At 47.3% G+C, this 23,603-nt stretch carries 22 protein-coding genes and 1 tRNA gene; 14 read left to right on the top strand and 9 right to left on the bottom strand.

What is annotated here, in order from left to right:
* Positions 1–4: 4 nt before the first annotated feature.
* From QZ209_RS03790 to QZ209_RS03825, 8 genes are all read right to left on the bottom strand, one after another.
* Positions 5–1,342 carry a trehalose 6-phosphate synthase gene (locus tag QZ209_RS03790; RefSeq protein ID WP_294344814.1) on the bottom strand — a complete coding sequence of 446 codons (1,338 nt, stop codon included), beginning with the start codon at positions 1,340–1,342 and terminating at the stop codon, positions 5–7.
* Positions 1,343–1,462: 120 nt separating this feature from the next.
* The gene (locus tag QZ209_RS03795; protein WP_294344816.1) at positions 1,463–2,272 is read right to left on the bottom strand and encodes a metal ABC transporter permease; all 810 of its coding nucleotides are present in this window, start codon (positions 2,270–2,272) and stop codon (positions 1,463–1,465) included.
* 22 nt (positions 2,273–2,294) lie between these two features.
* Positions 2,295–3,029 carry an ABC transporter ATP-binding protein gene (locus tag QZ209_RS03800; protein WP_294344818.1) on the bottom strand — a complete coding sequence of 245 codons (735 nt, stop codon included), beginning with the start codon at positions 3,027–3,029 and terminating at the stop codon, positions 2,295–2,297.
* Complete coding sequence (locus QZ209_RS03805; RefSeq protein WP_294344820.1) at positions 3,026–3,955, bottom strand: zinc ABC transporter substrate-binding protein; 930 nt, start codon at positions 3,953–3,955, stop codon at positions 3,026–3,028. Before QZ209_RS03805 ends, QZ209_RS03800 begins: the two co-directional genes overlap by 4 nt.
* Positions 3,931–4,356, bottom strand: coding sequence for a Fur family transcriptional regulator (locus tag QZ209_RS03810; RefSeq protein ID WP_294344821.1), 426 nt, complete (start codon positions 4,354–4,356; stop codon positions 3,931–3,933). The genes QZ209_RS03805 and QZ209_RS03810 overlap by 25 nt, the downstream gene beginning before the upstream one ends.
* Positions 4,357–4,560: 204 nt before the next feature.
* Complete coding sequence (gene leuA, locus QZ209_RS03815) at positions 4,561–6,240, bottom strand: 2-isopropylmalate synthase (RefSeq protein ID WP_294344822.1); 1,680 nt, start codon at positions 6,238–6,240, stop codon at positions 4,561–4,563.
* Between the two features lie 260 nt (positions 6,241–6,500).
* On the bottom strand, positions 6,501–7,553 hold the full coding sequence (locus tag QZ209_RS03820; protein ID WP_294344823.1) for an META domain-containing protein: 1,053 nt from the start codon (positions 7,551–7,553) through the stop codon (positions 6,501–6,503).
* 562 nt (positions 7,554–8,115) lie between these two features.
* Positions 8,116–8,973: a methylated-DNA--[protein]-cysteine S-methyltransferase gene (locus QZ209_RS03825; protein WP_294344825.1), complete on the bottom strand. Its 858-nt coding sequence runs from the start codon at positions 8,971–8,973 to the stop codon at positions 8,116–8,118.
* A 184-nt stretch (positions 8,974–9,157) separates the two neighbouring features.
* On the opposite strand from QZ209_RS03825, the gene QZ209_RS03830 reads away from it, so the two are divergent.
* On the top strand, positions 9,158–10,117 hold the full coding sequence (locus QZ209_RS03830) for a DMT family transporter (RefSeq protein ID WP_294344827.1): 960 nt from the start codon (positions 9,158–9,160) through the stop codon (positions 10,115–10,117).
* A 242-nt stretch (positions 10,118–10,359) separates the two neighbouring features.
* On the opposite strand, the gene QZ209_RS03835 is transcribed toward QZ209_RS03830, so the two are convergent.
* Positions 10,360–10,431: transfer RNA gene (locus QZ209_RS03835), tRNA-Asn, on the bottom strand.
* Positions 10,432–10,617: 186 nt separating this feature from the next.
* Between QZ209_RS03835 and QZ209_RS03840 the strand changes: the two genes are divergently transcribed.
* From QZ209_RS03840 to bchZ, 13 genes are all read left to right on the top strand, one after another.
* On the top strand, positions 10,618–11,148 hold the full coding sequence (locus QZ209_RS03840; protein WP_294344829.1) for a DUF177 domain-containing protein: 531 nt from the start codon (positions 10,618–10,620) through the stop codon (positions 11,146–11,148).
* A 27-nt stretch (positions 11,149–11,175) separates the two neighbouring features.
* On the top strand, positions 11,176–11,367 hold the full coding sequence (gene rpmF, locus QZ209_RS03845) for a 50S ribosomal protein L32 (protein WP_294344831.1): 192 nt from the start codon (positions 11,176–11,178) through the stop codon (positions 11,365–11,367).
* Between the two features lie 23 nt (positions 11,368–11,390).
* The gene (gene plsX / locus QZ209_RS03850; RefSeq protein ID WP_294344832.1) at positions 11,391–12,416 is read left to right on the top strand and encodes a phosphate acyltransferase PlsX; all 1,026 of its coding nucleotides are present in this window, start codon (positions 11,391–11,393) and stop codon (positions 12,414–12,416) included.
* 73 nt (positions 12,417–12,489) lie between these two features.
* On the top strand, positions 12,490–13,476 hold the full coding sequence (locus QZ209_RS03855; RefSeq protein WP_294344834.1) for a beta-ketoacyl-ACP synthase III: 987 nt from the start codon (positions 12,490–12,492) through the stop codon (positions 13,474–13,476).
* 84 nt (positions 13,477–13,560) lie between these two features.
* Entirely contained in the window at positions 13,561–14,487 is a 927-nt protein-coding gene (gene fabD / locus QZ209_RS03860) for an ACP S-malonyltransferase (RefSeq protein WP_294344837.1), read from the top strand.
* A gap of 29 nt (positions 14,488–14,516) precedes the next feature.
* Positions 14,517–15,254, top strand: coding sequence for a 3-oxoacyl-[acyl-carrier-protein] reductase (gene fabG, locus QZ209_RS03865; RefSeq protein ID WP_294344839.1), 738 nt, complete (start codon positions 14,517–14,519; stop codon positions 15,252–15,254).
* Between the two features lie 97 nt (positions 15,255–15,351).
* Complete coding sequence (gene acpP, locus QZ209_RS03870) at positions 15,352–15,585, top strand: acyl carrier protein (protein ID WP_294344841.1); 234 nt, start codon at positions 15,352–15,354, stop codon at positions 15,583–15,585.
* 48 nt (positions 15,586–15,633) lie between these two features.
* On the top strand, positions 15,634–16,878 hold the full coding sequence (gene fabF / locus QZ209_RS03875) for a beta-ketoacyl-ACP synthase II (protein WP_294344843.1): 1,245 nt from the start codon (positions 15,634–15,636) through the stop codon (positions 16,876–16,878).
* Between the two features lie 24 nt (positions 16,879–16,902).
* A complete protein-coding gene (rnc, locus tag QZ209_RS03880) occupies positions 16,903–17,706 on the top strand; it encodes a ribonuclease III (RefSeq protein WP_294344845.1) in 804 nt (267 codons plus the stop codon).
* A 163-nt stretch (positions 17,707–17,869) separates the two neighbouring features.
* A complete protein-coding gene (gcvPB, locus tag QZ209_RS03885) occupies positions 17,870–19,333 on the top strand; it encodes an aminomethyl-transferring glycine dehydrogenase subunit GcvPB (protein WP_294344847.1) in 1,464 nt (487 codons plus the stop codon).
* Between the two features lie 349 nt (positions 19,334–19,682).
* On the top strand, positions 19,683–20,201 hold the full coding sequence (locus QZ209_RS03890; protein WP_294344849.1) for an HNH endonuclease: 519 nt from the start codon (positions 19,683–19,685) through the stop codon (positions 20,199–20,201).
* A gap of 86 nt (positions 20,202–20,287) precedes the next feature.
* Positions 20,288–22,033, top strand: a complete 1,746-nt coding sequence (locus QZ209_RS03895; protein ID WP_294344851.1) for a glycoside hydrolase family 3 protein — start codon at positions 20,288–20,290, stop codon at positions 22,031–22,033.
* A gap of 102 nt (positions 22,034–22,135) precedes the next feature.
* Positions 22,136–23,545: a chlorophyllide a reductase subunit Z gene (gene bchZ / locus QZ209_RS03900; protein ID WP_294344853.1), complete on the top strand. Its 1,410-nt coding sequence runs from the start codon at positions 22,136–22,138 to the stop codon at positions 23,543–23,545.
* Positions 23,546–23,603 lie beyond the last annotated feature (58 nt).

The raw sequence follows: 23,603 nt of genomic DNA on the forward strand, positions 1-23,603 counted from the left end.
CCGTTCAGAGAAAAATCCCCGGAGACTTACGGCCCCTTCTCTGTTTCATTGTCAGCGCAGCGACTCCCAGAATGGTGAGTAAAATATCGGGGCTGGGCACGATAAGGGTGTTGGGGCAAAGCTGTACAACTTTTCTCGACAGTGCGATATCCCTGGTTACAAATATAGCATATACATCATCGGTGTACTCGAGAACCGCTTCCAGCATGGGAAGGTCAGACGCCGTATCGCCGCAGACAAGGTGCGGTCCCTTATCGAGACAAAGATCGATCTGCTCGTCGATGAATTTCAGTCCGTCACCTTTGTCAAAACCCTTCAATCCATTTTGACCGTTGATCGTCAGAATGACCTCGATATCTTTGCCGGTATCGACAATCTTGAATATCGAGCTGTCAGGATCGATTTCACGTACAATATCCGAGACATTTTGCAGCAAGGCAAGCGACTCCTCCTCGGCAATGGAGTTTGCAACGTCCTGCCTGGCGATTGTCACTTGGCCAAACTTCAGTTGAAGTCCTGATCCGACATAAAAAAACTTTTCAAACGCTGTTTTTTTCTCCAGTTCGCTGATTTTTGCGGCTAATTCATCAAACTTGACCTGTTTTGCCGGATCTATGAATGCCCTATGTTCTACAAGATCGAGATCCAGAAACTCTCTGCCCTTCGAACCTGCGTAGATAAATACATTGTCCGGGTTGACCGAAACATCGATAATCCCGAAATTTCTCAGCGGTGCGGATGTGATGAAAATGGGATTTTCGGTGCACAACGAGGCAAAACGGGAAAGAAAGATCGCATTGTACACCGGCTGGATGGATGAACGGTAGTGACCGCAATAGTTATTGGTAGTGCCGTCCCTGTCGGTTATAAAACAGTTGAAATGCAAATTGTCGAGAAACTCCAACCCTCTCATCACATGATGATCAAAGTTGTTGTACAACTTGCTGATATAGTCGATAAAGGAATCCTCACCATGCTCGAGGTAATACGTATCTTTTTTCAGCTCCTTGATTTCATAAGAGAGATCAACATTGATGGAGTGAATATCATCGATATGAATGATGCTTGTCTCATAATCCCTGAAATACACATCTTCAAGAGAACGGCGTGCGTTTTTCAAGGATTCGATGGAACGCGGGTTGATCACCCTTGCGGAAAAAATATTTTTAACGATAGGCAATCGGATTATCCTGGTCAGAGCCTTGAGATGAAAAAGACCCTTGAATGAGCGGATAGGCTGCAGGCTGATATCGATATCAGGAATGGAATACTCTTCTGTAGGCAGGGAAAAGCCCTGTCCCTTTTCAATGAAAACAGAAGGGGTGGAATCAGGACCTCTCATGGGAACAGCGACTTGTTGCTTTCATGGACTCCAGACAAAATATGCACATTTCAGTGCTATGATCAAAAAAATCCACAAAGTGATACGGCAGTAGGTTGCCAGCACGAGTGAAAACAGTGATCAATTGTTATCGGAGAGCCTTTTACCTGCAGCGACAATCATGAAGGTAACAGACGCCGTAAGAATGATCATAGCGCCCGAAGCCACATCGAAAATGTAGGACAGCCATAATCCTGAAAGCGTAAAGAGCACACAGAATAGAGATGAAAGCACCATCATCACGAGAAGGTTTCTACTGAAATAACGCGCTATTGCTGGCGGGATGGTCAGCAAGGCGATTACCATCACGATACCGACCACCCTCACAAGCACAACAACCGTTAACGCAATGAGACAGAGTTGAAGCAGATAGAGCAACATGGTAGGTACACCCGAAGCCTCTGCATACTCCTCATCGAAAGAAATAGCAAGGAACTCCTTGTAACAGGCAAAGACGACCAGAACGATAAAAAGGTCGAGGCCGGCGATCATAAGAAGATCCGACCGTGGTACGGTAAGTATGCTTCCGAAAAGATAGCTGAAAAGATTCGGCACATATCCGGGTGAAAGCCCGATAAAAAGTACCCCGACGGCCATGCCCGCCGCCCAGAATGCCCCGATTGCGGTATCCTCGGCGACTTTTGTCTTTTTACTCAGCAGCCCGATACCCAGCGCCGAAAAAAGGCTGAACGGAATCAAACCGAACAGGGGATTGATCCCCAGATAATAACCGATACCGATACCGCCAAACGCCGAATGTGCTATTCCACCGCTGATAAAGCCGATTTTCCGGACGACAACATAGGAACCGATTATACCGCAGGCAAGGCTTGCGAGGAGAGCTGCGAAAACAGCATTCTGCATAAATTCGTAGCGAAAAATTTCAATCATATCCATTGCCTATTACACTCGTTCAGCCAGCTCCTTTATGTTTGACAATATCGACAGGATAGTGGTACATATTGGAAAGCTCCTCCTCTGTAATGCTACCATGCTCATGCATTCCAAGCCCGCAGTTCAGGCAGGCAACTCTTGAAACATGCTGGCTAACGGTGCCTGTATCATGGGTAACCATGATAATGGTCATGGACTTGACCAGGCTGTCCAGCAGATCATAAATGGATGTTTTCATTCCAGGATCGATACTTGCTGTAGGTTCATCGAGTAAAAGCAGTTCGGGTTGACCGACAAGAGCCCTTGCAATAAGCAAACGCTGCAACTCCCCTCCGGACAACCCTCCAACCTGTCGCTTTTCCAAACCTGCCATTCCTACCGTTTCCAGGGCATGCTTTGCCGTCGCCTTGTCTTCATTACCGTAACTCCTAAACAATCCTCTCGAGGAAATTCTTCCCATCAGCACCGTTTCACCTACGGTTATCGGAAAGTCCCTGTCAAAAAACAGGCGCTGCGGGACATAACCGATGCGCTTTCTCGATACCGCCGGGTCCTGGCCAAAAATCTTGACCTTTCCGGCTGTCGGCTTTTGCAGACCGAGTATCACCCTCAGCAGAGTCGTCTTGCCACCTCCATTCGGACCGACAATTCCAAAGAACTCCCTCTCGAAGACTTTCAAGGAAAGCTTTTCCAGAATCTTGGTCCCACCGATACTGACCGATACGTTGTTGAGCGTTACAATTTCACGGTTCATTGCATACTCGCCACAAAAGCTTCTGCCGCCTGTCTCAAATTGTCGATATAATCACCCGACAGAGGATCGACAGGCTGGATAACGCCCCCAATCTCACGAGCGATAGTTTCAGCCTGAAGCGAACTGAATGCAGGTGATACGAAAACAACTTTGATATCATATTTTTTAGCCTGACCGATAACCTGTTGCATTGTTTTCGGTGTCAACTCCTTTCCTTCTTTCTCTGCTGCAATCTGTTTCAGGTTGAACTCGTCGGCAAAATACCCCCATGCTGGATGAAACACCATGAATGCCCTGTTCTTCATCCGCGCAAGCTTTTGCATTATCTCCCCGGAAAGCTCCTCGAGCCTCACTTCGAGTATTCGCCTGTTTTCCGCATACTCGCTTTTATGCTGAGGATCAAGCGTAGCGAGACAATGCTCGATATTGTTTGCAATCAGGATGCCGTTCCGAGGTGACAGCCAGAAATGGGGATCGATTCTGCCGTGAAGGTGTTCATCGCCCCCATGCTCCTGCATCGTCCTCGATCTGTAATCCCGGGAGGCATCGCAAACCACCATCCGAGGGTTTAACGCCTTGAACTTCTTCATCCAGTCAAGCTCGAATTCAATTCCTGAACCCGCTTTGACGAACATACGAGCACTACCGAGAGCTACCATCTGACCGGGTGTGGGGTCATATGTATGTGGATTGGCACCCGGTGGCACCATGACAGTGACATCGACATGTTCTCCTCCTATCTGTTTCACAAAAAACGAAAGCGGCACTATCGATGTCACAACTCGTATTTTCTCCGTTTCCGTTTTGCTCGTGCCATCTTGTTTCGTACCCGCATAGAGCACCGGTAGGTTGACGGCAAACAGCATGACACATGCCGCTACTGCAGCCTTGACACCGTTGATTATCTGTTTTGTTCCTGTGCGCATGTGTCGCATAAGCCATTTAACTGAACAACATGACTGAGCAGGGTAAAACCGTCAATCTTCATTCCATCCCTGTACATACAGTCCGAGACATCACCGATCCTTCCACATGAAATGCAGACAATGTGGTGGTGATGCATATCCGGCTCATCAGCGTTGCAGAGCGCATAACGCCGCTCACCTCCAAATGTCACGACCCTGAAGAGAATACCACATGCAACCATCGTTTCGAGATTCCGGTATATACCAGGAAGTCCGCATTGCCCGATGCTTTCCCTCAAGAATCCACGAACATCCTGAGGCGAGAGTACTCCCCCCTTTTTCAGAAAAAGATCGATAATAGCTTTACGGCGCAGGGTCACTTTACATCCCGCAGCCCTGAGTTTGTCAAGCAGTTCATTCATCCTCTAAATCGAAATTATTTCTATTTATAAATATAAAAAGAAAACGTTGAATTGTTGAAGTGCTGAATCGTTGAAGTGTCAAAAGAAAAGCGCTGCGCTACAGCATGCTTTTTAGACATTACTCGGACAGGTTACGATGATACATTAGACCCCCAGAGCAAACGACAAAAAAAACAAATCAACAATTCAACAAATCAACACCTTTTAGAGCCGGTTCACTGCACTCAACACGGCTTTGATCGAAGCCAGGCTGATGTTGGAATCAATTCCAGCCCCTATCGATTTACGCCCACCGGCATTCTTGATTCTTACATAGGCTACAGCTCTGGCGTCGGCGCTGTGCCCTATCGCGTGCTCTGCATATTCATCGACGCTGAAATCAAGACCGGTATGCTGGTTCACGCCTCGTACAAACGCATCGACTGGACCATTTCCCCATGCTGAAAAAGCAATCTCATGGCCATCCCGATCGAGAACACACTGTATGGTTGTCGAAACTTCGTCATCACGTTCAAGATCCCTGTCCTCCCAGTTGATCGTGCATTTCTTCATGGAATAGGCTTCATACAGCCTGATATACTCATCATGAAAAAGATCAAGAACCTCTTTCGGCAGGAGCTCCTTACCGTTCTGATCAACTCTCGACTGAACAACAGCTCCGAAAAAAGGTTGCATCCATTTGGGAATTTCGTAACCAAAATCATTTTCCATGATGTACGCAACGCCACCTTTCCCGGACTGGCTGTTGATTCTGACTATAGCTTCGTAAGAACACCCGACATCCTTCGGATCTATAGGCAGATAAGGTACATCCCACAGATTCTTCCCTGATCTTTTTAGCGCTTTCATGCCTTTGTTGATAGCATCCTGATGAGATCCCGAAAAAGCAGTGTAAACCAGCTCGCCGGAATAGGGCTGGCGGGGATGAACATTCATCCGGGTTGTCCTGCAGTAAACTTCACGGATATTCGAGAGATCGGACAAATCCAGCTTGGGATCGACCCCTTGCGTACAGAGGTTCAACGCCATAGTAACAATGTCGAGATTGCCGCATCTTTCTCCGTTGCCGAAAAGCGCGCCTTCTACCCTATCGGCTCCGGCCATAACGGCAAGTTCAGCAGATGCAACCGCTGTTCCGCGGTCGTTGTGCGTATGCACACTGACAATCACCGCACGCCTGTCCTCGATGTTCCTGCAGAACCACTCGATACGATCGGCAAAAATATTCGGCGTCGACATCTCGACTGTCGAAGGCAGATTGATGATGACAGTATCATCCTCAGATGCTCCCCATTCTTCCATAACAGCATGACAAACTTCGAGCGCGTAATCGAGTTCGGTTCCTGTAAAACTTTCAGGACTGTACTGAAACCGTATCCCTTTGTTCCCGGAAGCCTCTTTGAGCTCCCGCACAAGCCTGGTTCCCTCGACGGCTATATTCTTTATCGCTTCACGATCCATTCTGAACACAACATCCCGTTGAACGGTGGAAGTTGAGTTGTAGAGATGGACAATCGCTTTGTTCACCCCTTCGAGGGCATCGAATGTTTTTCGAATGAGGTGCTCTCTTGCCTGTGTCAGCACCTGTATCGTCACATCATCAGGAACAAGGTTTTCTTCGATCAGTCTTCTGACAAACTGGAATTCGACCACGGCAGCGGATGGAAAACCAACCTCTATCTCTTTAAACCCGATAGCAACAAGCAGTTTGAACATCTCCAGCTTTTCTTCAACGCTCATCGGTACCGGCAGCGCCTGATTGCCATCTCTCAAATCAATGCTGCACCACAGCGGTGCTTTGACAATCCTGTTATCGGGCCACATTCTACCCGAAATATTCACCGCCGGATAGGGTTCATACTTTTCGTGATTCATAGTTGCCATTTCCCCATTTTAATTTTCATTCATAACGAAAAAAGCCACCAACCTTCGTGAGGCTGGTGGCTTTCAATGCCGAAACTATTCTTGTATGGAATATTTTAAAACACACCTTCCCCACGACCCTCTTCGTGCAATAGAAGAAGCCCTGTTGATAGTAGTAGGGTATGTAGTGTCATTCCATTCATACTTCAATATAAAAAAACCATTGTATCCTGCAACCGGAGACATTGCTACATAGTTCCATCGATGATTCCACTGGCAGATCAGCCTGCTTTCAAACGCATCAGCAAGCGGTTCCGCTTGTCGAAAAGCTCAAGTGTTTTTCCGGTTATTTTCCATCCCGATGCTTTTCTGAGCGCACCAAGAAATGCCTGTTCGACCTCGCCCGACTTGCCTGGACATGCCATACGAGTTGTCGACAACCTCGAAAACGACAGTGTCGTCGTACCTTTCGTATACGTCCCCATAAGGCTGTTACATCCGGTAAACCCCTTGATGCTGCCACCATAGAGCGACAGCATGAGATTAGGCACTTTTCTCACTCCCTTCAATACCTCCTGACTGCCGGAAATGGATATCACGCGCCAGGATGTCCCGCGAAGCATCACTGCAGGATGCCCCGGGTCCTGGCAGGTTCCCCCTGGACTGAATCGCTTGAACTTCTGAACGATAATATGTTCACGCGGCGCCGCGTTGGCACCGGGTTTTCGCATGACGAACCTCCCTTTCAGAGTAGCCAGTACAGGCTTGCCCGCTCCGGATCGTAATGCCTTATATCGCTTCTTGACAGAAGCATCCGACGACTCGAAAACAAGCGGATACCTTTTCCCTGTCTTACACTCTTTGAATGTAGAGGTACCCGACGTTGAAAGAAACATACCGTTCATCGTCATCGGACCGGCCAGCATATCGACAAAAGATCTCTTTCGAAGGCTGTAATCCAGCTTTGAAACAATTTCATTCCCCCTCTGGTCAAGCATTGTTATCTCTTTGCCTGACACATAGCGAAACTGCAGCGGCCACTTTTTTCCGTTATCCAGTACCAGGCGGTTGCCTTTCCTTGACCATCGGCCAAGATCATACTCTACCTTGTTTCCACCACCCTGAACACCGATGGAAACACGCTTCATGCGAAATGATTTATCATCAAAAAGTGTAACGGTAAGCTGCTTCGACCGGCAGTCGGAACAGGGAATGGTTCCAGAATAAGTAATATTTCCAGCAGAGGGCTTTACATCCGGCTCCGTGATCTTCACCCCACATCCCGAGATGACAACCAGCAGTAAGAGAGACAAAACAAAAGCGACATTACGCATAACAAACTCCGTTTATCGATACCTGTACAACATTGAGCACGCGAAACTATCCGCATAGTATAGAGAATAACCATTAAAATCAATAGCCATCTTTCAGTGTTTTTCGCATCTCTTCAGGAGTTGTTCCCGTCCAGACTTGAAATGCCCTGAAAAATGAATTCGGCTCCTCGAAACCGAGAAGAAATGATATGGATTGGAGAGGAGGAATAAAAAAAGGAAGTACAGTATGAAATGCACTTCCTTCTCTATGCTCCGCGAGTAGGTCTCGAACCTACATCCCGACTCTCCGGGTTAACTCCCGCATGCTATATCTTGATCTCACCCGAAACGATTCGGGTGATCATCATCTTGCTTTCCCAGCTCTTTCTCCTCTTTTCAATCGCGAGCGCTTCACTGCGTCCGGGGTAATGTTTCATGAAAATAATTTTTCACGGCCGAGAACGATCGGTAAACCTCGTCTCCTGGCTATTGTGAAATTCAAGGCAACGAGTCGGATCAGAAGAAACGCCGACGTAATAACGTTCCACGCTTCCCGATCCCAGAATATGCAGCGCAAAGGTTTTTATACCGATCTTGCTGTTTCCCATCCGATCAAAGCCTTTTTTCTCGCTGCTCCCCAACGGTATTGATGAATTTTCCCAGATTTTGCAATCACGCGATGGCAGGGGATGAGGTAGGCTACGGGATTGACCGCAATGGCACTGGCAACTGCCCGAAAGGCCTTGGGATGGCCAATATACGAAGCAACATCCTGATAACTTACAACACAGCCCATGGGAATGTTTAACAAGGCTTTCCATACATTGATTTGAAAATTGGTTCCCTTGATCTGCAAATTAAATGGGTGTACGCTTTTCTGTCGATCAATCTTAAATATATCATTAACGATCGGGGAAACGGTAGTCGGATTTTCAATAAACTCGGAACCTGGCCATGTATCGAACAACTGATCCAATGTTTCGGCTCGTTCTCCCGACTCTGCAAATCCAAAAAAACATATCCCCCTCTGAGTGGTTGCCAACAGACACTGACCTAAAGGCGAATCACAGAAACCATACGAAATCTGTAAGCCTGAACCCTGTTTTTTAAAATCACCAGGCGTCATCCCATCGAAAGTAACGAATAAATCGTGGAGGCGACTAGGACCTGACAAACCTGCATCCAAAGCGGTTTCAAGTAAGTTTTTCGATTCGATCAATCTTTTTTTAGTGTAGTCAAGCGTTATAAACTGCATGAATTGGATCGGGCTTATCCCAGCCCACCGCTTGAAGAGCCGTTGAAAATGATATTTGCTTAAATGAACGCTCTTCGCCATCTGATCCAAGGTCGGTTGGGATTTAAAATTTGCTTCGATGAATTGAATTGCTTTTTCAATCCGTTGGAAGTCCTCGGACTGCTGCGAATAATCATATGTATTCATTGCTAACCTTTTTCATTGCTAACCCACCATCATAATACTGAACTATAGCAAAGACATCCACCCGAATCTTGCTATACAATTCAGCAACATTCGGGTCGCAGCGTTCCCCCGCAAACACGTATTATTGAAGCACGCAAACAATGTGACAAATTTGGTAGGCTAGTGACAATTAATCGGGGGATACATGAAAGCACAGAAAAGTGTACGAATGTCCGAAGCAGTTAACCACGTAATGGGATTTCATGAATGGATTCTTATCGTTTTATTATCAATTCTATGGGGAGGCTCTTTTTTCTTTGTAGGTGTGGCCGTCAAAGACTTCCAACCTTTCACTATAGTACTCTGCCGGGTGGCCCTCGCATCGGTTATTCTTCTGGTCGTCATATATGTAAAAGGGAATACAATGCCGTCATCGCTGGCTTTGTGGAGTGGCTTCATCGTCATGGGCGCACTGAACAATTTGATTCCTTTCAGCCTGATTGTCTGGGGACAAACTCATATAGGTAGCGGTCTTGCAAGTATACTCAATGGTACAACACCAATATTTGGCGTTATCCTTGCTCATTTTCTAACAAAGGAAGAACGACTGACAACGAACCGGGTGTCTGGTGTATTGGTCGGCTGGGTAGGTGTCTCAGTATTGATCGGAATCGATTCATTACGCAACTTTGGTATTGAAATGCTTGGGCAATTTGCCGTTCTTGGAGCCGCTTTTTCATATGCGTGTGCGGCAATTTATGGGCGTCGTTTTAAAGGCCTCAGCCCTCTTGTCGTAGCTACTGGAATGCTGTGTGGTTCTACGATTATGATGACACCTATGGCGCTGTTTATTGATCAACCATGGCATCTATCGCCTAGTGGCTATACAATGATAGCGCTCTTTGGATTGGCTGCTATCAGCACATCGCTGGCGTACATTATCTATTTCAGAATATTGGCCACTGCTGGACCGACGAATCTCCTGTTGGTTACCTTATTGATACCCTTAAGTGCCATCTTACTCGGTGTCATGGTTTTAGGAGAACGACTGGAATGGAATGCATTTGCTGGGATGGGTCTGATATTTATTGGCTTGATCGCAATTGATGGACGCTTACTGAAAAGGTTTAAGCGCAAAGAAACGGCTTGGTATTATGAGATATAAAAGAAATTTTTAATCCCTCAAAAGGACTGGCTATGGAATATTGCCTGTAGTACCCAATCAGAGCAGGACACTACTAACTCCACAATATACTTGAAATTAATCGATTATGGGAAAATTGGAAAGGATGTGCCCGACGGCGCAAGTCGGCGAAGACAGAGCAGAAACGACAAAACCCTGCGGGGATCAACCCACGGGGTTTTGCGTTAAATAAGAGCCTCCGATTTCAGCGGATAGAATTTTTGCTCCGCGAGTAGGACTCGAACCTACAACCCTCTGGTTAACAGCCAGATGCTCTACCATTGAGCTATCGCGGAATGGCTATGTTTTCAGTCGCCCTCTTTCGAGGGTGAATAATATACACCTCTTTTCAATATTCACAAACCGATTTTCCGCCATTTCAGCTTAAAAAACCAAAAAAACCGAAGAATACTCTCGTTTTTTTCTTTTTACCGGTAAGATTTTGTAAATTCGGGTTCTTTTATTACAAAGGCCAAGATACGATGAGCAAGGAAACGGGCGTGATTGAGATACGAATCGCCGGGCTTAGCGAGGGTATATATGAGTATGACTTCACCTGCAAAGCTACGGACTTCAAACACCCTGAACTTGCAGAGCCCGGGTTCTGCAATGCAATCGATGTCAAAGTAGTTGCAAACAAAACCGATAATGATATCATTGTCGATATTGTAACGAAAACCGTTGCGGAACTAACCTGCGACATCTGCCTTGCACCATTAAAAAAAGAAGTGGCCGGAATATACAGAGTATTCTTTGTTTTCGATGAACCCGGCAGCAATACGGAGGGTTTCGATGAAAATTACCGGATACTCGACAGGAACGCATCCAGTGTGGATCTTACTGAAGACGTTCGGGAAACCCTGCTTCTTTCGAAGCCGCTGAAGGTTGTCTGTGAAGATAATCCCAAATGCTCGGTATATCATGATGGTGCACCAGGTAGTCCTGAAGATGAGCCGGAAGAAGAAAGCCCGTGGCAGGAATCGTTGAAAAAACTAAAGAAAAAATATCACTAAGAATTTTCGTACTAAAAATTTACAGTTATGGCGACACCTAAATCGAAAGTATCAAAGTCAAGACGGGATAAAAGACGCGCTCAGTTTACCGCTCGCAGTAAAGCTGCAGAAACTGTAGTTTGCCCGAATTGCGGTGAACCAACACTTCCTCACCGTGCCTGCCGTCACTGTGGCCATTACCGTGGCAGAGCGGTAACAAAAAAATCTTCGAACAGCTGAACAAAACATAACCGAACTCCAAGATGTTGACAATTGCCGTTGACGCAATGGGTGGAGATAACGCTCCGGAATGCGTTGTAGAAGGAACGATACAGACTCTTCTGGAAGCGGGGAACAGGTTGGAAGTTTTGTTGATCGGTCAGAAAGAAAAGGTTGAACCTCTGCTCGATCAGTATGAAACAAAGCATCTCAACCTGCGGTTTATGCATGCCCCCGAAGTGATCACAATGAATGATGTTCCTGCCATTGCCGTCAAAACCAAGCAGAATTCATCTCTTGTCAGGGGTTTGATGCTATGCAAGCAGAAAAAAGCCGACGGGTTTGTCAGCGCAGGTAATACCGGGGCTCTCATGGCCGCATCCCTGTTTATTCTCGGACGTATCCCCGGTGTCCTTCGACCTACTATCGCAGCCTATTTTCCACGGCTCGCTCCCGGCCTGACCAATGTTGTCGATGTCGGCGCGAATGTTGACTGCAAAGCCGAACATCTCGTTCAGTTTGCTGAAATGTTGACCATTTATCAGCGTGATGCAGCCGGTATGGAAAAGCCTGCCACCGGCCTTTTGAATATTGGCGAAGAGGAAAACAAGGGTCCGGATCTTCTGAAACAGACCTATAACCTTCTCAAGGAAGCTGACAAAAAAAACAGGATCAACTTCATTGGCAATATAGAAGGCAATGACATTCTCTCGTCCAAGGCTTCCGTAATTGTCTGTGACGGCCTTGTCGGCAACACCCTCTTGAAATTCGGTGAAAGCATCCCTCATTTTCTAAGTTCCATATTCAAACCCTCTATCGAAAAACTGGTTACATCCGGCCAACTCGATCTGAAAGCGGCCGAACATGTCGGTACAGCGTTCAAAGCCATGTTCCAGCCGTTCGATGTTGAAAAGTTCGGCGGAGTACCGTTCCTCGGAGTCGATGGGATTTCCATTGTAGGCCATGGACGTTCCTCGGCAATAGCAATCATGAACATGATCTTTATGGCCGAGCACATGATCGACAAAAAGGTAAATCAGCATATTGCCGAAGCTCTGGCGGAAAAGTGACCTGCATCCGGTAGAGAAACACGACAACCTGCATAATCAGGAAGACTTCCTTTAGATTCTAACGTCAATGTATATGAAAGCAGTAATTAGCGCGACCGCAAAATATCTTCCTGAAAGTGTATTAAGCAACCATGACCTCGAGCAGATACTAGACACCAGTGATGAGTGGATTCGTACCCGAACAGGCATACGGGAGCGACGAATTCTGAAAGATCCTGATAAGGCTACGTCGTTCATGTGCAGCGAAGTCGCGTTACAACTCCTCGAAAAAAGGGGTATTTCAGCCGATGAAATCGACCTGATCATTGTAGCGACCATGACTCCCGATATGATATTTCCCTCGACGGCATGCCTCGTCCAGAAAAATATCGGCGCATCGAATGCCTGGGCATTCGACCTTTCAGGTGCTTGCTCCGGCTTCATCTACGCCCTCAACACAGGCGCACAGTTTGTAAAAGCGGGAACACATAAAAAAGTTCTGGTTATCGGTGGAGAAAAAATGTCCGCGGTCATGGACTACACAGACCGAACGACCTGTGTTCTTTTCGGTGATGGAGCTGCTGGAGTCTTGATCGAACCGGGAACTGATGAAAACTATGGCTTGCTTGATTCCAGGCTCTATTCTGACGGCAGAGGAAGTGCCAACCTCTGTATGCCTGGCGGAGGAAGCCTCAATCCGACAACACATGAAACCGTAGACCAGAAACTCCATTATTTACAACAGGACGGGCGACAGGTATTCAAATCCGCAGTTGTTGCAATGGCAGATGTTGCTACGGAACTCATGACCCGCAACAGTCTCACCTCTCGGGACATAGATTACCTTATACCGCACCAGGCGAATAACAGAATCATTCAGGCAACTGCAGAACGCATGGGCATTGACCTGGAACAGGTATCGGTCAACATCGATCGTTACGGCAACACTTCAGCGGCAACAATACCGATCTGTATCGCAGAACTCCATGAGGAAGGCAAGCTCCAGAGAGGAAGCAATCTTATCCTTGTCAGCTTCGGCGCAGGATATACGTGGGGCGGCATTTACATCAAATGGTCATAAACCCAGGCTTGCATTGTCTCGCTTGTTTTATCCGATAGACGATATACCTTGTCAACACATTATTTGTAACTGAGAACACGTTTCATGAAAGCATTTGTATTTCCGGGCCAGGGCTCGCAGTATTGCGGTATGGCCAAAGATATTTACCGGCAGTATCCCGAAGCCCATAGTCTGATGGAGCGGGCAAATGAAATTCTCGGCTACTCGATCACCGACATCATGTTCAACGGCAGTGAGGAGGTTCTTCGCGAAACACGCTACACTCAGCCAGCGATCTTTCTTCACAGCATCTGTGTCGCCAAGCTTCTCGGTGATACAGACGCCCTAATGACGGCAGGTCACAGCCTTGGAGAATACACTGCCTTGTGCTTCGCCGGTGCGATGAGTTTTGAAGACACCCTTCGGATTGTCTCAAAGCGGGGAGAACTCATGCAAAACGCAGGAACACTGAATCCCGGAACCATGGCGGCAATCATCGGCATGAGCAACGATGCGTTTGAGGATCTTCTTGTCGAGGTCCGGTCATCAGGCGTCGTTCAAGCCGCAAATTTCAATTCTCCAGGGCAGATAGTGATTTCCGGAGAGATCGGTGCCGTAAGAAAAGCTGTCGAACTCGCCCCGGCAATGGGAGCCAGAATGGCTAAAGAGCTTGTTGTTTCAGGGGCGTTCCACTCTCCTCTCATGAAACCCGCTGAAGAGGAGCTGAAAGCGTCTCTCGACAAAATCACCATTAACGATGCCAGCATCCCCGTCTGCATGAATGTCGTTGCAAAACCGATCACAACGGCTGAAGAGGTACGCAAAAACCTCGTACTACAACTGACAAGCTCTGTTCGATGGGCCCAATCAGTCGAGACAATGGTTGCAGGGGGAGTAACGTCGTTTATCGAAATCGGCCCGCAAAAAGTCCTTCAGGGCCTGGTGAAAAGAATCGACCGGTCAGTCACCATCAGTGGCATTGATAACGCGAATCAGGTAGCACAATGCCTCGCAACGAAGGAAGAACAGTAATGAAAAGACACAAACAACCGGATAAAACTATGTTTGAAGGAAAAAACGCCGTTATCACAGGAGCGGCAAGAGGTATCGGTCAGGCAATAGCTTTGGACCTTGCAACAAAAGGAGCGAATATCATCATCTGTGACCTGCAGAAGGAATGGCTCGAAGAAACAACCGCCGCTGTTAAAAAAACCGGCAGAAAAGTCAGCTGTAAAGAACTCGACGTCACCAACCACGATACCACACAATCGGTGTTCCAGGAAATTGCAGCCGAATGTGGAACAATCGACATCCTCGTCAACAATGCAGGCATAACCCGTGACGGTTTGCTTATGCGTATGAGCGAAGCAGACTGGGATGCCGTGCTTGCGGTAAATCTGAAAGGAACCTTCAACTGCACCAAAGCCGTTAGCCGAACCATGATGAAACAGCGCTCTGGCGCAATCGTCAACATTGCCTCGATTATCGGTATTGCCGGTAATGTGGGGCAGGCAAACTACAGCGCCTCGAAAGCTGGTGTCATTGCATTTACAAAGTCGGTAGCAAAAGAACTCGCCTCGAGAAATATCAGGGTCAATGCCGTCGCACCGGGATTTATCACATCAAAAATGACCGATGCACTTTCTGAAGACGTTCGAGAAAGCATGCTCAACGCCATTCCGCTGAAACAGTTCGGGACCCAAGAGCAGGTTGCCGGGGTAGTGTCGTTTCTTGCAAGCGATCAAGCCGGCTATATTACGGGTGAGGTTGTAAACATCAGTGGTGGCATGGTCATGTAATTTGGCAGAGGTCACTCTGATTTGTATATTGCCGAACGTTTTTTTACTTGTTTAAATGAAAACGAATAATTCCAAAACCTAATCTGGAGAGGATACAATGAGTGCGGAAATCAAAGACAAAGTTTACGATATTATCGTAAGCAAAATGGGTGTCAACAAAGATCAGATCAAACCTGAATCAAAATTTGCCGATGACCTCGGAGCTGATTCACTCGATACAGTAGAGCTGATCATGGAACTCGAGAATGAATTTGACATTCAGATTCCTGATGAAGATGCGGAAAAAATCAGTACCGTACAGCAGGCGATCGATTACATCCTCAAAAAATGACATTCCCTGCTGCAACGGAATTTACAGATTTAACATTAAAGAATTGAAATGGGTCAGGAACGCAAACGTATTGTCGTAACAGGTGTCGGAGTAGTAACCCCCCTTGGTTTTTCAACAAAAGAACTATGGGAGTCCCTGTATCAGGGCAAAAGCGCTGCTGCACCCATAAGCTATTTTGACACGACAGGCTTTTCAACCCGTTTCGCCTGTGAGCTTAAAGGGTTTAACGCCGAGGATTATATGGATTCGAAATCCGCCTCGAGGATGGACCCTTTCAGCCAATATGCCGTTGTAGCTGCAGAGCAGGCCCTGAAAGATTCAGGGCTTGACCTTTCGGCCGTAGATCTTGCAAGAATCGGTGTTGTTCACGGTTCAGGAACCGGAGGAATGACGATCCATGACAAGCAGATGCGTGCCTTTCTCGACCGGGGCCCCCGCAGGATCAGTCCTTTCTTCATACCGATGCTCATACCTGACATTGCGGCAGGACAGATCTCGATGAGAAACAAACTGATGGGTCCGAACTACGCAACCGCTTCAGCGTGTGCGACATCACTGCATGCAATCATCGATGCATGGATGCTCTTACAGCTCGATATGGCGGACTACATGGTTTGTGGTGGTTCGGAAGCCGCCATCACTCCAATGAGCGTCGGTGGATTCAACGCTGCTAAAGCGCTCTCGACATTTAACGAAATTCCTGAAAAAGCATCCCGTCCATACGATAAAAACCGTGATGGTTTTGTCATGGGGGAAGGTGCTGGATCACTGATCCTCGAAACCCTTGAATCAGCCCAGGCTCGCGGGGCGAAAATTTATGGCGAAATTGCCGGTGTTGGTGCCTCGGCAGATGCACATCATCTTACAGCTCCACACCCCGAGGGTGCTGGTGCGTTGAATGCTATGAACGGAGCTCTCGATAAAGCAGGCATCACGTCAGATGCAATCGATTATGTCAATACCCACGGTACGGCAACGCCACGTGGCGATATTGCCGAACTCATAGCGATAAAAAAGCTCTTCGGTGAACATGCATACAAGCTCGCCATCAGCTCCACGAAATCGATGATGGGCCATTTGCTTGGAGCTGCAGGTGTTGTAGAATCCATTGTCTGCCTTCTGGCCATGGAACATCAGATTGTACCGCCAACGATCAATATAGAAAATCTCGATCCTGACGTTGACCTAGATGTCACCCCGAACACCCCGAAAGAACGCAAAATCGAATACGTTCTCAACAATGGCTTCGGTTTTGGAGGACACAACGCAACATTGATTTTCAGAAAAATTTAGGTCTCTGCAAATCCTCTCCTGCTTATGGAGAAGTTCTGGCACAAACTCGGTTCATTCACTTTTCATCGCTCTCAAAGTGATGATAAATCTCGCTCTATAAGTAACACCGATATAGGTGCTCTAACGATTCAGGCTACCACCATAGCCTGGTTCAGAAAGCTACTGGGATATTCTCCGTCCAGTTCCAAAGTGTACGTTACCGCACTTACTCACAGGTCGATTGTTCATGACCAGGCTGAACCCGAAGATTCCAATCAGCGCCTCGAGTTTCTTGGTGATGCCGTCCTCGATCTCATCATTTCCGAGCACCTGTATACCTGCTTTCCCGACAGCGATGAAGGAAAACTGTCGAGCAACCGGGCAAAAATCGTCAATCGAAAATCACTTGCGGGTTTTGCCAGGAAAATTTCTCTCTCCGAGCACCTGCTCATCGGTGAATCCGCCGATAAAAACAAAATACGCTCCAGCGAGTCAACCCTGGCAGATGCCTTCGAAGCTCTCATCGGTGCAATTTATCTCGATATGGGGCTTGCTGAAGCGAAGAATTTTATCCTGAGGCATGTCATCAACCATGTTGACCTGAAGAAACTCGATGCTGTCGAAAACAACTACAAAAGCCGTTTGATCGAATATACTCAGTCCCGACAACTTTCACCACCGGTCTACACGGTTATTTCTGAAGAAGGCGCTGAACATGAAAAACTGTTCACCATCGAGGTCTCCTGTGAAGGTAAACCTTTGGGCTGGGGTAGAGCAGGCAGAAAAAAGGATGCTGAACAATCAGCAGCGAAAGAAGCCTTGACGACACTCGAAACAGACTCTTGCTGAATACCTTTACCGGTAAACTCTTCACTGCTTTTTTTCCGGACTGTTTAAGCATATATTGCATGTCATCAATATTCTGCCCTGACTTACACATCAAGCGTTCAATGTTACTCAGGGCTTACAAAGAGTTCCTGTACGACCACTCTTTTCAACTTGTATCAGTGCAATGAAAGAAAAACTCATTTTCGATCTTTCCCGAAAAGGGCGCCGGGGCATTCGTTTCGGTACACCCGATCTACCGTCAGAACCAGTTCAAGAGTTGATTCCCGAACGCTTTCTTCGTTCAGAACCTGCAGATCTTCCTGAACTTCCCGAAGGAGAGGTTGTTCGCCATTTCATACGTTTGTCGAACCTCAATTACCATGTTGATAAAAACATGTACCCTCTCGGCAGTTGTACAATGAAATACAACCCGAAAATCAATGACAGCACATCCGATCTGCAAGGGTTCATATCAATGCACCCTTTACAGCCAGAACACACCGCACAGGGTTCACTAAGGCTCATGTACGAACTCAGCGAGATGCTGCGGGAAATAGCAGGTATGGCAGCGGTCACCCTCCAGCCGGCCGCTGGAGCTCATGGCGAATTAACCGGCATTTTTCTGATAAAAAAATACCATGAATCGCTGGGCTCCAAGCGAAGTAAGCTGCTGGTCGTCGATTCCGCACACGGGACTAATCCCGCATCGGCTGCAACGGCGAATTACGAGATCGTTTCGGTTAACAGTAACCCCGAAGGCCGAACGGACATTGAAGACCTGAAGAAAAAACTCACTCCGGACGTCGCGGCTCTCATGCTCACCAATCCGAACACCCTCGGACTTTTTGAGAACGATATTCTCACAATCGAAAAGCTGGTCCATGAAAATGGCAGTCTTTTGTATATGGACGGTGCCAATATGAACGCGTTGATGGGTATCACCAGACCCGGGGATATGGGTTTTGACATTGTTCATTATAATCTCCACAAGACGTTTTCAGCACCTCACGGTGGAGGTGGGCCTGGAAGTGGACCGGTCGGTGTTTGCGGCAAACTCGTTCCGTTCCTGCCTGTACCGGTTATCGAAAAAACGGAAAAAAAGGGAATCACCACCTATACCATGAACACCGACAAGCCGGACAGCATAGGAAGGATGATGAACTTCTATGGTAATTTTGCAGTTCTTGTGCGGGCCTATACCTACATCAGAATGCTTGGGGCGGAAGGTATACGCCGTGTTTCCGAAAATGCCATTATCAACGCAAACTACCTTCTTTCACGGTTACTTGAAAAGTTCGAGCTTCCCTATCCGAAACCGGTAATGCATGAGTTCTGTCTTTCAGGCGACAGGCAGAAAAAACAGCACAACGTCAGAACACTCGATATTGCCAAACGGCTTCTCGATTACGGTTTTCATGCACCAACGATCTACTTCCCGCTCATCGTGAGCGAAGCACTCATGGTTGAACCTACGGAAACCGAAACTATCGAAACACTCGATGCTTTCGCCGATGCCCTCTTGGCAATCGCCGACGAAGCTGAAAATAACCCGGAACAGGTTCTCAACGCCCCGGTAACAACACCGGTTAAACGCCTCGACGAAGCACAGGCATCGAGAAAACTCAATGTCTGCTGTCCTGGTTGTTGAAGAGCACATAATGACTGCATAATCTCCGGTTTTCATAATCACGGACACCGATAGGGGCGAAAAATTTTTCGCCCCTAAAGAGCTATGAGACTATCAAGCCGTCAATCCTGACTTGTCGGGATATCAAGCTATCAAGTACACATTAAAACGTATTCGATACCGACAGGAGTCGATATCGAAATCCAAACGCTTCTCGGGCAGACACACAGGTCTGCACCTACAAGAATCATTCCTTTGTATTCTTTGTACCTGTTACCCGTTTACCAATCACCCCTCTTTTAACCGAAATGTGACTTCGGAGTATTGACAATTTCGGAATATGGGCGTATACTTTACAAACAACCGAGCCATGCACTTACGCAGAACAAAAGTACTTGTCCTGAACAGTAGCTACGAACCTCTGAGCATTTGTGATGCACAAAAAGCGATTGTGTTGCTGTTTTGCGGGAAAGCTGTCGCCGTTACCCATCATCCGGAAGAGTTTGTCTGTACCGTATCCCGGTCATTTCCCATGCCGAGCATCGTGCGGCTAACCGTTTATGTCCGGTTACCGTATAAAAAAATCATGCTGAACAGAAAAAATATTTTCAGAAGAGACAATTTTCAGTGCCAGTACTGCGGTCGAACCGACAAACCTCTTACGATCGACCACATGGTCCCCCGATCGAAAGGAGGTGAAGATACTTGGGAAAACCTTATTACCGCATGTAGTCCCTGCAACACAAAAAAAGGCAACCGTACCCCTCAGGAAGCGGGCATGCTTCCGATGAAGCAGCCTATTCGTCCCAGCCATATCATGCTGATGCGCAAGTTTATCACTGCAGTATCTGAAGATTGGAAACCGTATCTTTTCATGACATCTTCCTGAATAGAGAGGTTACCGCGCTTTATCCCGCAGTTGAATTGCTCGATCAGGTGAACCTATAATGGAAAAAAATCCCTGACCATTTCGTTATGCAGATACGATATATTTTGGTTGCAGTGCTTTTGCAGTTTCATATCCCCGCTCTCGCTCCCAGTCATAGCGTCCATGCGGAGGAAACACCTGCCAACACGACAGCCACGGCGCAGGAAATATTCAACCGAAAGGATACGTGGGTTGAAAAGCAGCTGAAGAAGATGACGCTATCCGAAAAAATCGGCCAGATGCTCATCGCTCACAGTCCCGCTAAATTCCAGAGTGCCGATAACAATGCATACCAAAAACTTTCCGACCTCATCAAGGAGGGAAAGGTTGGCGGTGTGATGTTTCTCAAAGGCAATACGTACGATGCAGCTGTTCTCGCCAACCGTTTTCAGTTAATCGCACCCCGCCCATTACTGATCAGCGCAGACATGGAAAAAGGATTGGCCATGAGAATCGAAGGCGCTACAGAATTCGCCCCGAACATGGCTCTGTCTGCAACCGGGAACCCCGAGCTCGCTTATCGCATGGCAGGAGTTATCGCCAGGGAAGCCAAAGCACTCGGTATTCATCAGAGCTATGCTCCAAACGTCGATCTGAACATCAACCCGCTGAATCCGGTCATCAACACGCGTTCTTATGGCGACAACATTCCTTTAGTCATAGCAATGACCGAAGCATTTATCGACGGACTCCAATCGAAAGGAATGATCGCTACCGCCAAACATTTTCCCGGACATGGTGATGTTACGGTTGACAGCCATGTCAACCTTCCCGTTTTACAAGCCGACAAAAAACGGCTTGACAACCTCGAACTCAAACCATTCAAAGCCGCTATCGAACATGGCGTAATGAGCGTTATGATCGGCCATCTCGCTGTTCCTGAAATTACAGGAAACATGGCCCCGGCAACGCTTTCATGGAGAATTGTCACGAAACTTCTGAGAAAGGAACTCGATTTCGAAGGGCTCATCGTCACCGATGCGCTGAACATGAAAGCACTCTATCAAAGTTATACCATTGAGGACATCTCTCTTCGTGCAGTTGAAGCCGGCAACGATCTGCTTCTTTTCTCACCAGACCCGGCAATAACACACTATACCATCCTCAATGCCGTTAGAAGCGGCAAACTTTCTGAAAAGCAAATCGATAAATCGGTCCGCCGGATTCTGCTCGCTAAACGATGGCTCGGCCTTGACCAAAATCGTCTGGTCAATCTCAACGGTATCCCGCATCAGATAAGTCTGCAAAGCCACCGGAAGCTTGCCGAAACCATAGCGAACCGCTCGATAACCGTTGTCAAGGACGACAAACAAGTGCTGCCATTAAAAAAGCAGGACAACGTACTGCACATTATTTTGGAAGATAAACGACACTCTCTTTCGGGCGAAACATTCTCAAAAAAAATGCGGCAGGCGTATCATGCAAAAACGATACGCATCGGAACTGACGCAAACTCACTTGACTACCGGAATGCCTTCGATACAGCCGAACGGGCTTCAGCAGTGATCGTCTCAACGTATGTTGAAGTACTTTCAGGTGCAAAATCCCTTGAATTAAATAGCCGACAGCAGGATTTCGTCAATGAGCTGATCCGTGATCTCCCATCGAGGCGACCGTTGATCATGATCTCGTTCGGCACCCCTTATCTCGTCAACCAATTCCCCGGTATACCCGCATACATCTGCACCTATTCCTCATCCGAACTCAGTGAAAATGCAACCATCAGACTTCTACAAGGAGAGATAACACCGGAAGGGAAACTGCCAGTATCACTTACGGCAAATCTTCCGTAACCATATTTTTCCTTGAAGGAACTATGATGGTAGAGCTGTCGGACCCTACATGCTTTTTTACTACATTGTCGTTCAGTCTCAAAAACGATAAGTTTCAATGTCATGACCAAAACAATCCGGGATGAATCCACAGCCAGCGCTTACTGGGGGGCAGTCAATACCTTCTGCGCCCTTCAGGATGTACACGTTATCGCCGATGCTCCTGTAGGCTGCTATAATTTGGTCGGAGCTGCGGTAATGGACTATACCGACGCTATTCCCTATTTGGAAAATTTCACCCCTACCAGCCTCACTGAAAAAGAAATTGCTTCTTCCGGCAGTTCGGAATCGGTCATCGATGTCATTGAAAAACTTGGCGATACAGGAAAACAACTGATCCTTGTTTCTAGTGCCGAGAGCGAAATGATCGGCAGCGACCACGAAAAGATGCTCCAGCACAGGTATCCTGATATCCGTTTTTTTGCGTCGAACTCTCTCGGCAGCAACGAATGGCAAGGCAGAGACAGGGCTCTTGTCTGGCTCCATGAAAACTTTGACGATACAAAACCTGCCGAAATCGAATCTGGTACGGTGAGCATCATCGGTCCTTCATACGGCTGCTTCAACAGTCCATCCGATCTTGCTGAACTCAAACGGCTCATTTCCGGATGCGGAGCATCCATCAAGCATGTCTATCCGTTTGAAAGCAACCTGAACGATATTTCGGGACTGAAAAATTCCGACGTCATTGTCGTCATGCATCAGGAGTATGGCAAAACGCTTGCTGACCTGCTTGGCAGGCCTCTTCTTCAAGCGCCTTTCGGCCTCGGCGAAACTGAGCAGTTCATAAAAAATCTCGGTGCACTTACAGGAAACCGGACAGAGGCAGAAGCCTTTTTCATCAAGGAAAAACACACGACATTACAGCCATTATGGGATCTCTGGCGAGGCCCGCAATCAGAATGGTTTCCCACCATACGTTTCGGTGTTGCCGCTGACCGAACTTATGCGGAAGGTCTTACAAAGTTCCTTGGCGAAGAAATGGGAATGCAGTGCCTTTTCAGTCATGATTCAGCTGAAAACGACAACAATGAACTTCGTGAAAAGCTCTCTGCAACTCAACCACAGTTCATGTTCGGACGAATTGTCGATAAAATCTATCTCGCTGAAATTGATGCAAAAACCCGGTTCATTCCAGCAGGTTTCCCAGGCCCGATCGTCCGCAGAGCTCTTGGAACCCCCTTCATGGGGCACAGCGGTGCGGTTTACATCATTCAGGAAATCGTCAATGCACTCTACGACACGTTGTTTACATTCCTTCCTATCACCAAAAAGTCAGCACCCGTGACCGTACCTGCCGGCAAAGTATTGTGGACCAAAGAAGCGAACGCTTTGCTCAATACCATTGTTGCGAAAGCCCCCTTCATAAGCCAGATCTCTTTTGGTCGGGAGTTGAAGAAAAAAGCGGAAACACTTGCCACAAAGCAGGGAAAAGATACCGTCACTCCCGATCTGTTGCAGATGCTCGAGTAAGAAAGGCAAAAGATAAAAAGTGAAAAGGCAATAGTGATTGAGTCATTATGGATTCCCC

The organism is Prosthecochloris sp. (assembly GCA_015482705.2).
Classification (GTDB): Bacteria; Bacteroidota; Chlorobiia; order Chlorobiales; family Chlorobiaceae; genus Prosthecochloris.

What these genes read in the sequence shown, in the direction of transcription:
- QZ209_RS03790 (WP_294344814.1), bottom strand. Translation starts at nt 1,342, where the DNA reads ATGAGAGGTCCTGATTCCACCCCTTCTGTTTTCATTGAAAAGGGACAG.
- QZ209_RS03795 (WP_294344816.1), bottom strand. Translation starts at nt 2,272, where the DNA reads ATGATTGAAATTTTTCGCTACGAATTTATGCAGAATGCTGTTTTCGCA.
- QZ209_RS03800 (WP_294344818.1), bottom strand. Translation starts at nt 3,029, where the DNA reads ATGAACCGTGAAATTGTAACGCTCAACAACGTATCGGTCAGTATCGGT.
- QZ209_RS03805 (WP_294344820.1), bottom strand. Translation starts at nt 3,955, where the DNA reads ATGCGCACAGGAACAAAACAGATAATCAACGGTGTCAAGGCTGCAGTA.
- QZ209_RS03810 (WP_294344821.1), bottom strand. Translation starts at nt 4,356, where the DNA reads ATGAATGAACTGCTTGACAAACTCAGGGCTGCGGGATGTAAAGTGACC.
- leuA (WP_294344822.1), bottom strand. Translation starts at nt 6,240, where the DNA reads ATGGCAACTATGAATCACGAAAAGTATGAACCCTATCCGGCGGTGAAT.
- QZ209_RS03820 (WP_294344823.1), bottom strand. Translation starts at nt 7,553, where the DNA reads ATGCGTAATGTCGCTTTTGTTTTGTCTCTCTTACTGCTGGTTGTCATC.
- QZ209_RS03825 (WP_294344825.1), bottom strand. Translation starts at nt 8,973, where the DNA reads ATGAATACATATGATTATTCGCAGCAGTCCGAGGACTTCCAACGGATT.
- QZ209_RS03830 (WP_294344827.1), top strand. Translation starts at nt 9,158, where the DNA reads ATGAAAGCACAGAAAAGTGTACGAATGTCCGAAGCAGTTAACCACGTA.
- QZ209_RS03840 (WP_294344829.1), top strand. Translation starts at nt 10,618, where the DNA reads ATGAGCAAGGAAACGGGCGTGATTGAGATACGAATCGCCGGGCTTAGC.
- rpmF (WP_294344831.1), top strand. Translation starts at nt 11,176, where the DNA reads ATGGCGACACCTAAATCGAAAGTATCAAAGTCAAGACGGGATAAAAGA.
- plsX (WP_294344832.1), top strand. Translation starts at nt 11,391, where the DNA reads ATGTTGACAATTGCCGTTGACGCAATGGGTGGAGATAACGCTCCGGAA.
- QZ209_RS03855 (WP_294344834.1), top strand. Translation starts at nt 12,490, where the DNA reads ATGAAAGCAGTAATTAGCGCGACCGCAAAATATCTTCCTGAAAGTGTA.
- fabD (WP_294344837.1), top strand. Translation starts at nt 13,561, where the DNA reads ATGAAAGCATTTGTATTTCCGGGCCAGGGCTCGCAGTATTGCGGTATG.
- fabG (WP_294344839.1), top strand. Translation starts at nt 14,517, where the DNA reads ATGTTTGAAGGAAAAAACGCCGTTATCACAGGAGCGGCAAGAGGTATC.
- acpP (WP_294344841.1), top strand. Translation starts at nt 15,352, where the DNA reads ATGAGTGCGGAAATCAAAGACAAAGTTTACGATATTATCGTAAGCAAA.
- fabF (WP_294344843.1), top strand. Translation starts at nt 15,634, where the DNA reads ATGGGTCAGGAACGCAAACGTATTGTCGTAACAGGTGTCGGAGTAGTA.
- rnc (WP_294344845.1), top strand. Translation starts at nt 16,903, where the DNA reads ATGGAGAAGTTCTGGCACAAACTCGGTTCATTCACTTTTCATCGCTCT.
- gcvPB (WP_294344847.1), top strand. Translation starts at nt 17,870, where the DNA reads ATGAAAGAAAAACTCATTTTCGATCTTTCCCGAAAAGGGCGCCGGGGC.
- QZ209_RS03890 (WP_294344849.1), top strand. Translation starts at nt 19,683, where the DNA reads ATGCACTTACGCAGAACAAAAGTACTTGTCCTGAACAGTAGCTACGAA.
- QZ209_RS03895 (WP_294344851.1), top strand. Translation starts at nt 20,288, where the DNA reads ATGCAGATACGATATATTTTGGTTGCAGTGCTTTTGCAGTTTCATATC.
- bchZ (WP_294344853.1), top strand. Translation starts at nt 22,136, where the DNA reads ATGACCAAAACAATCCGGGATGAATCCACAGCCAGCGCTTACTGGGGG.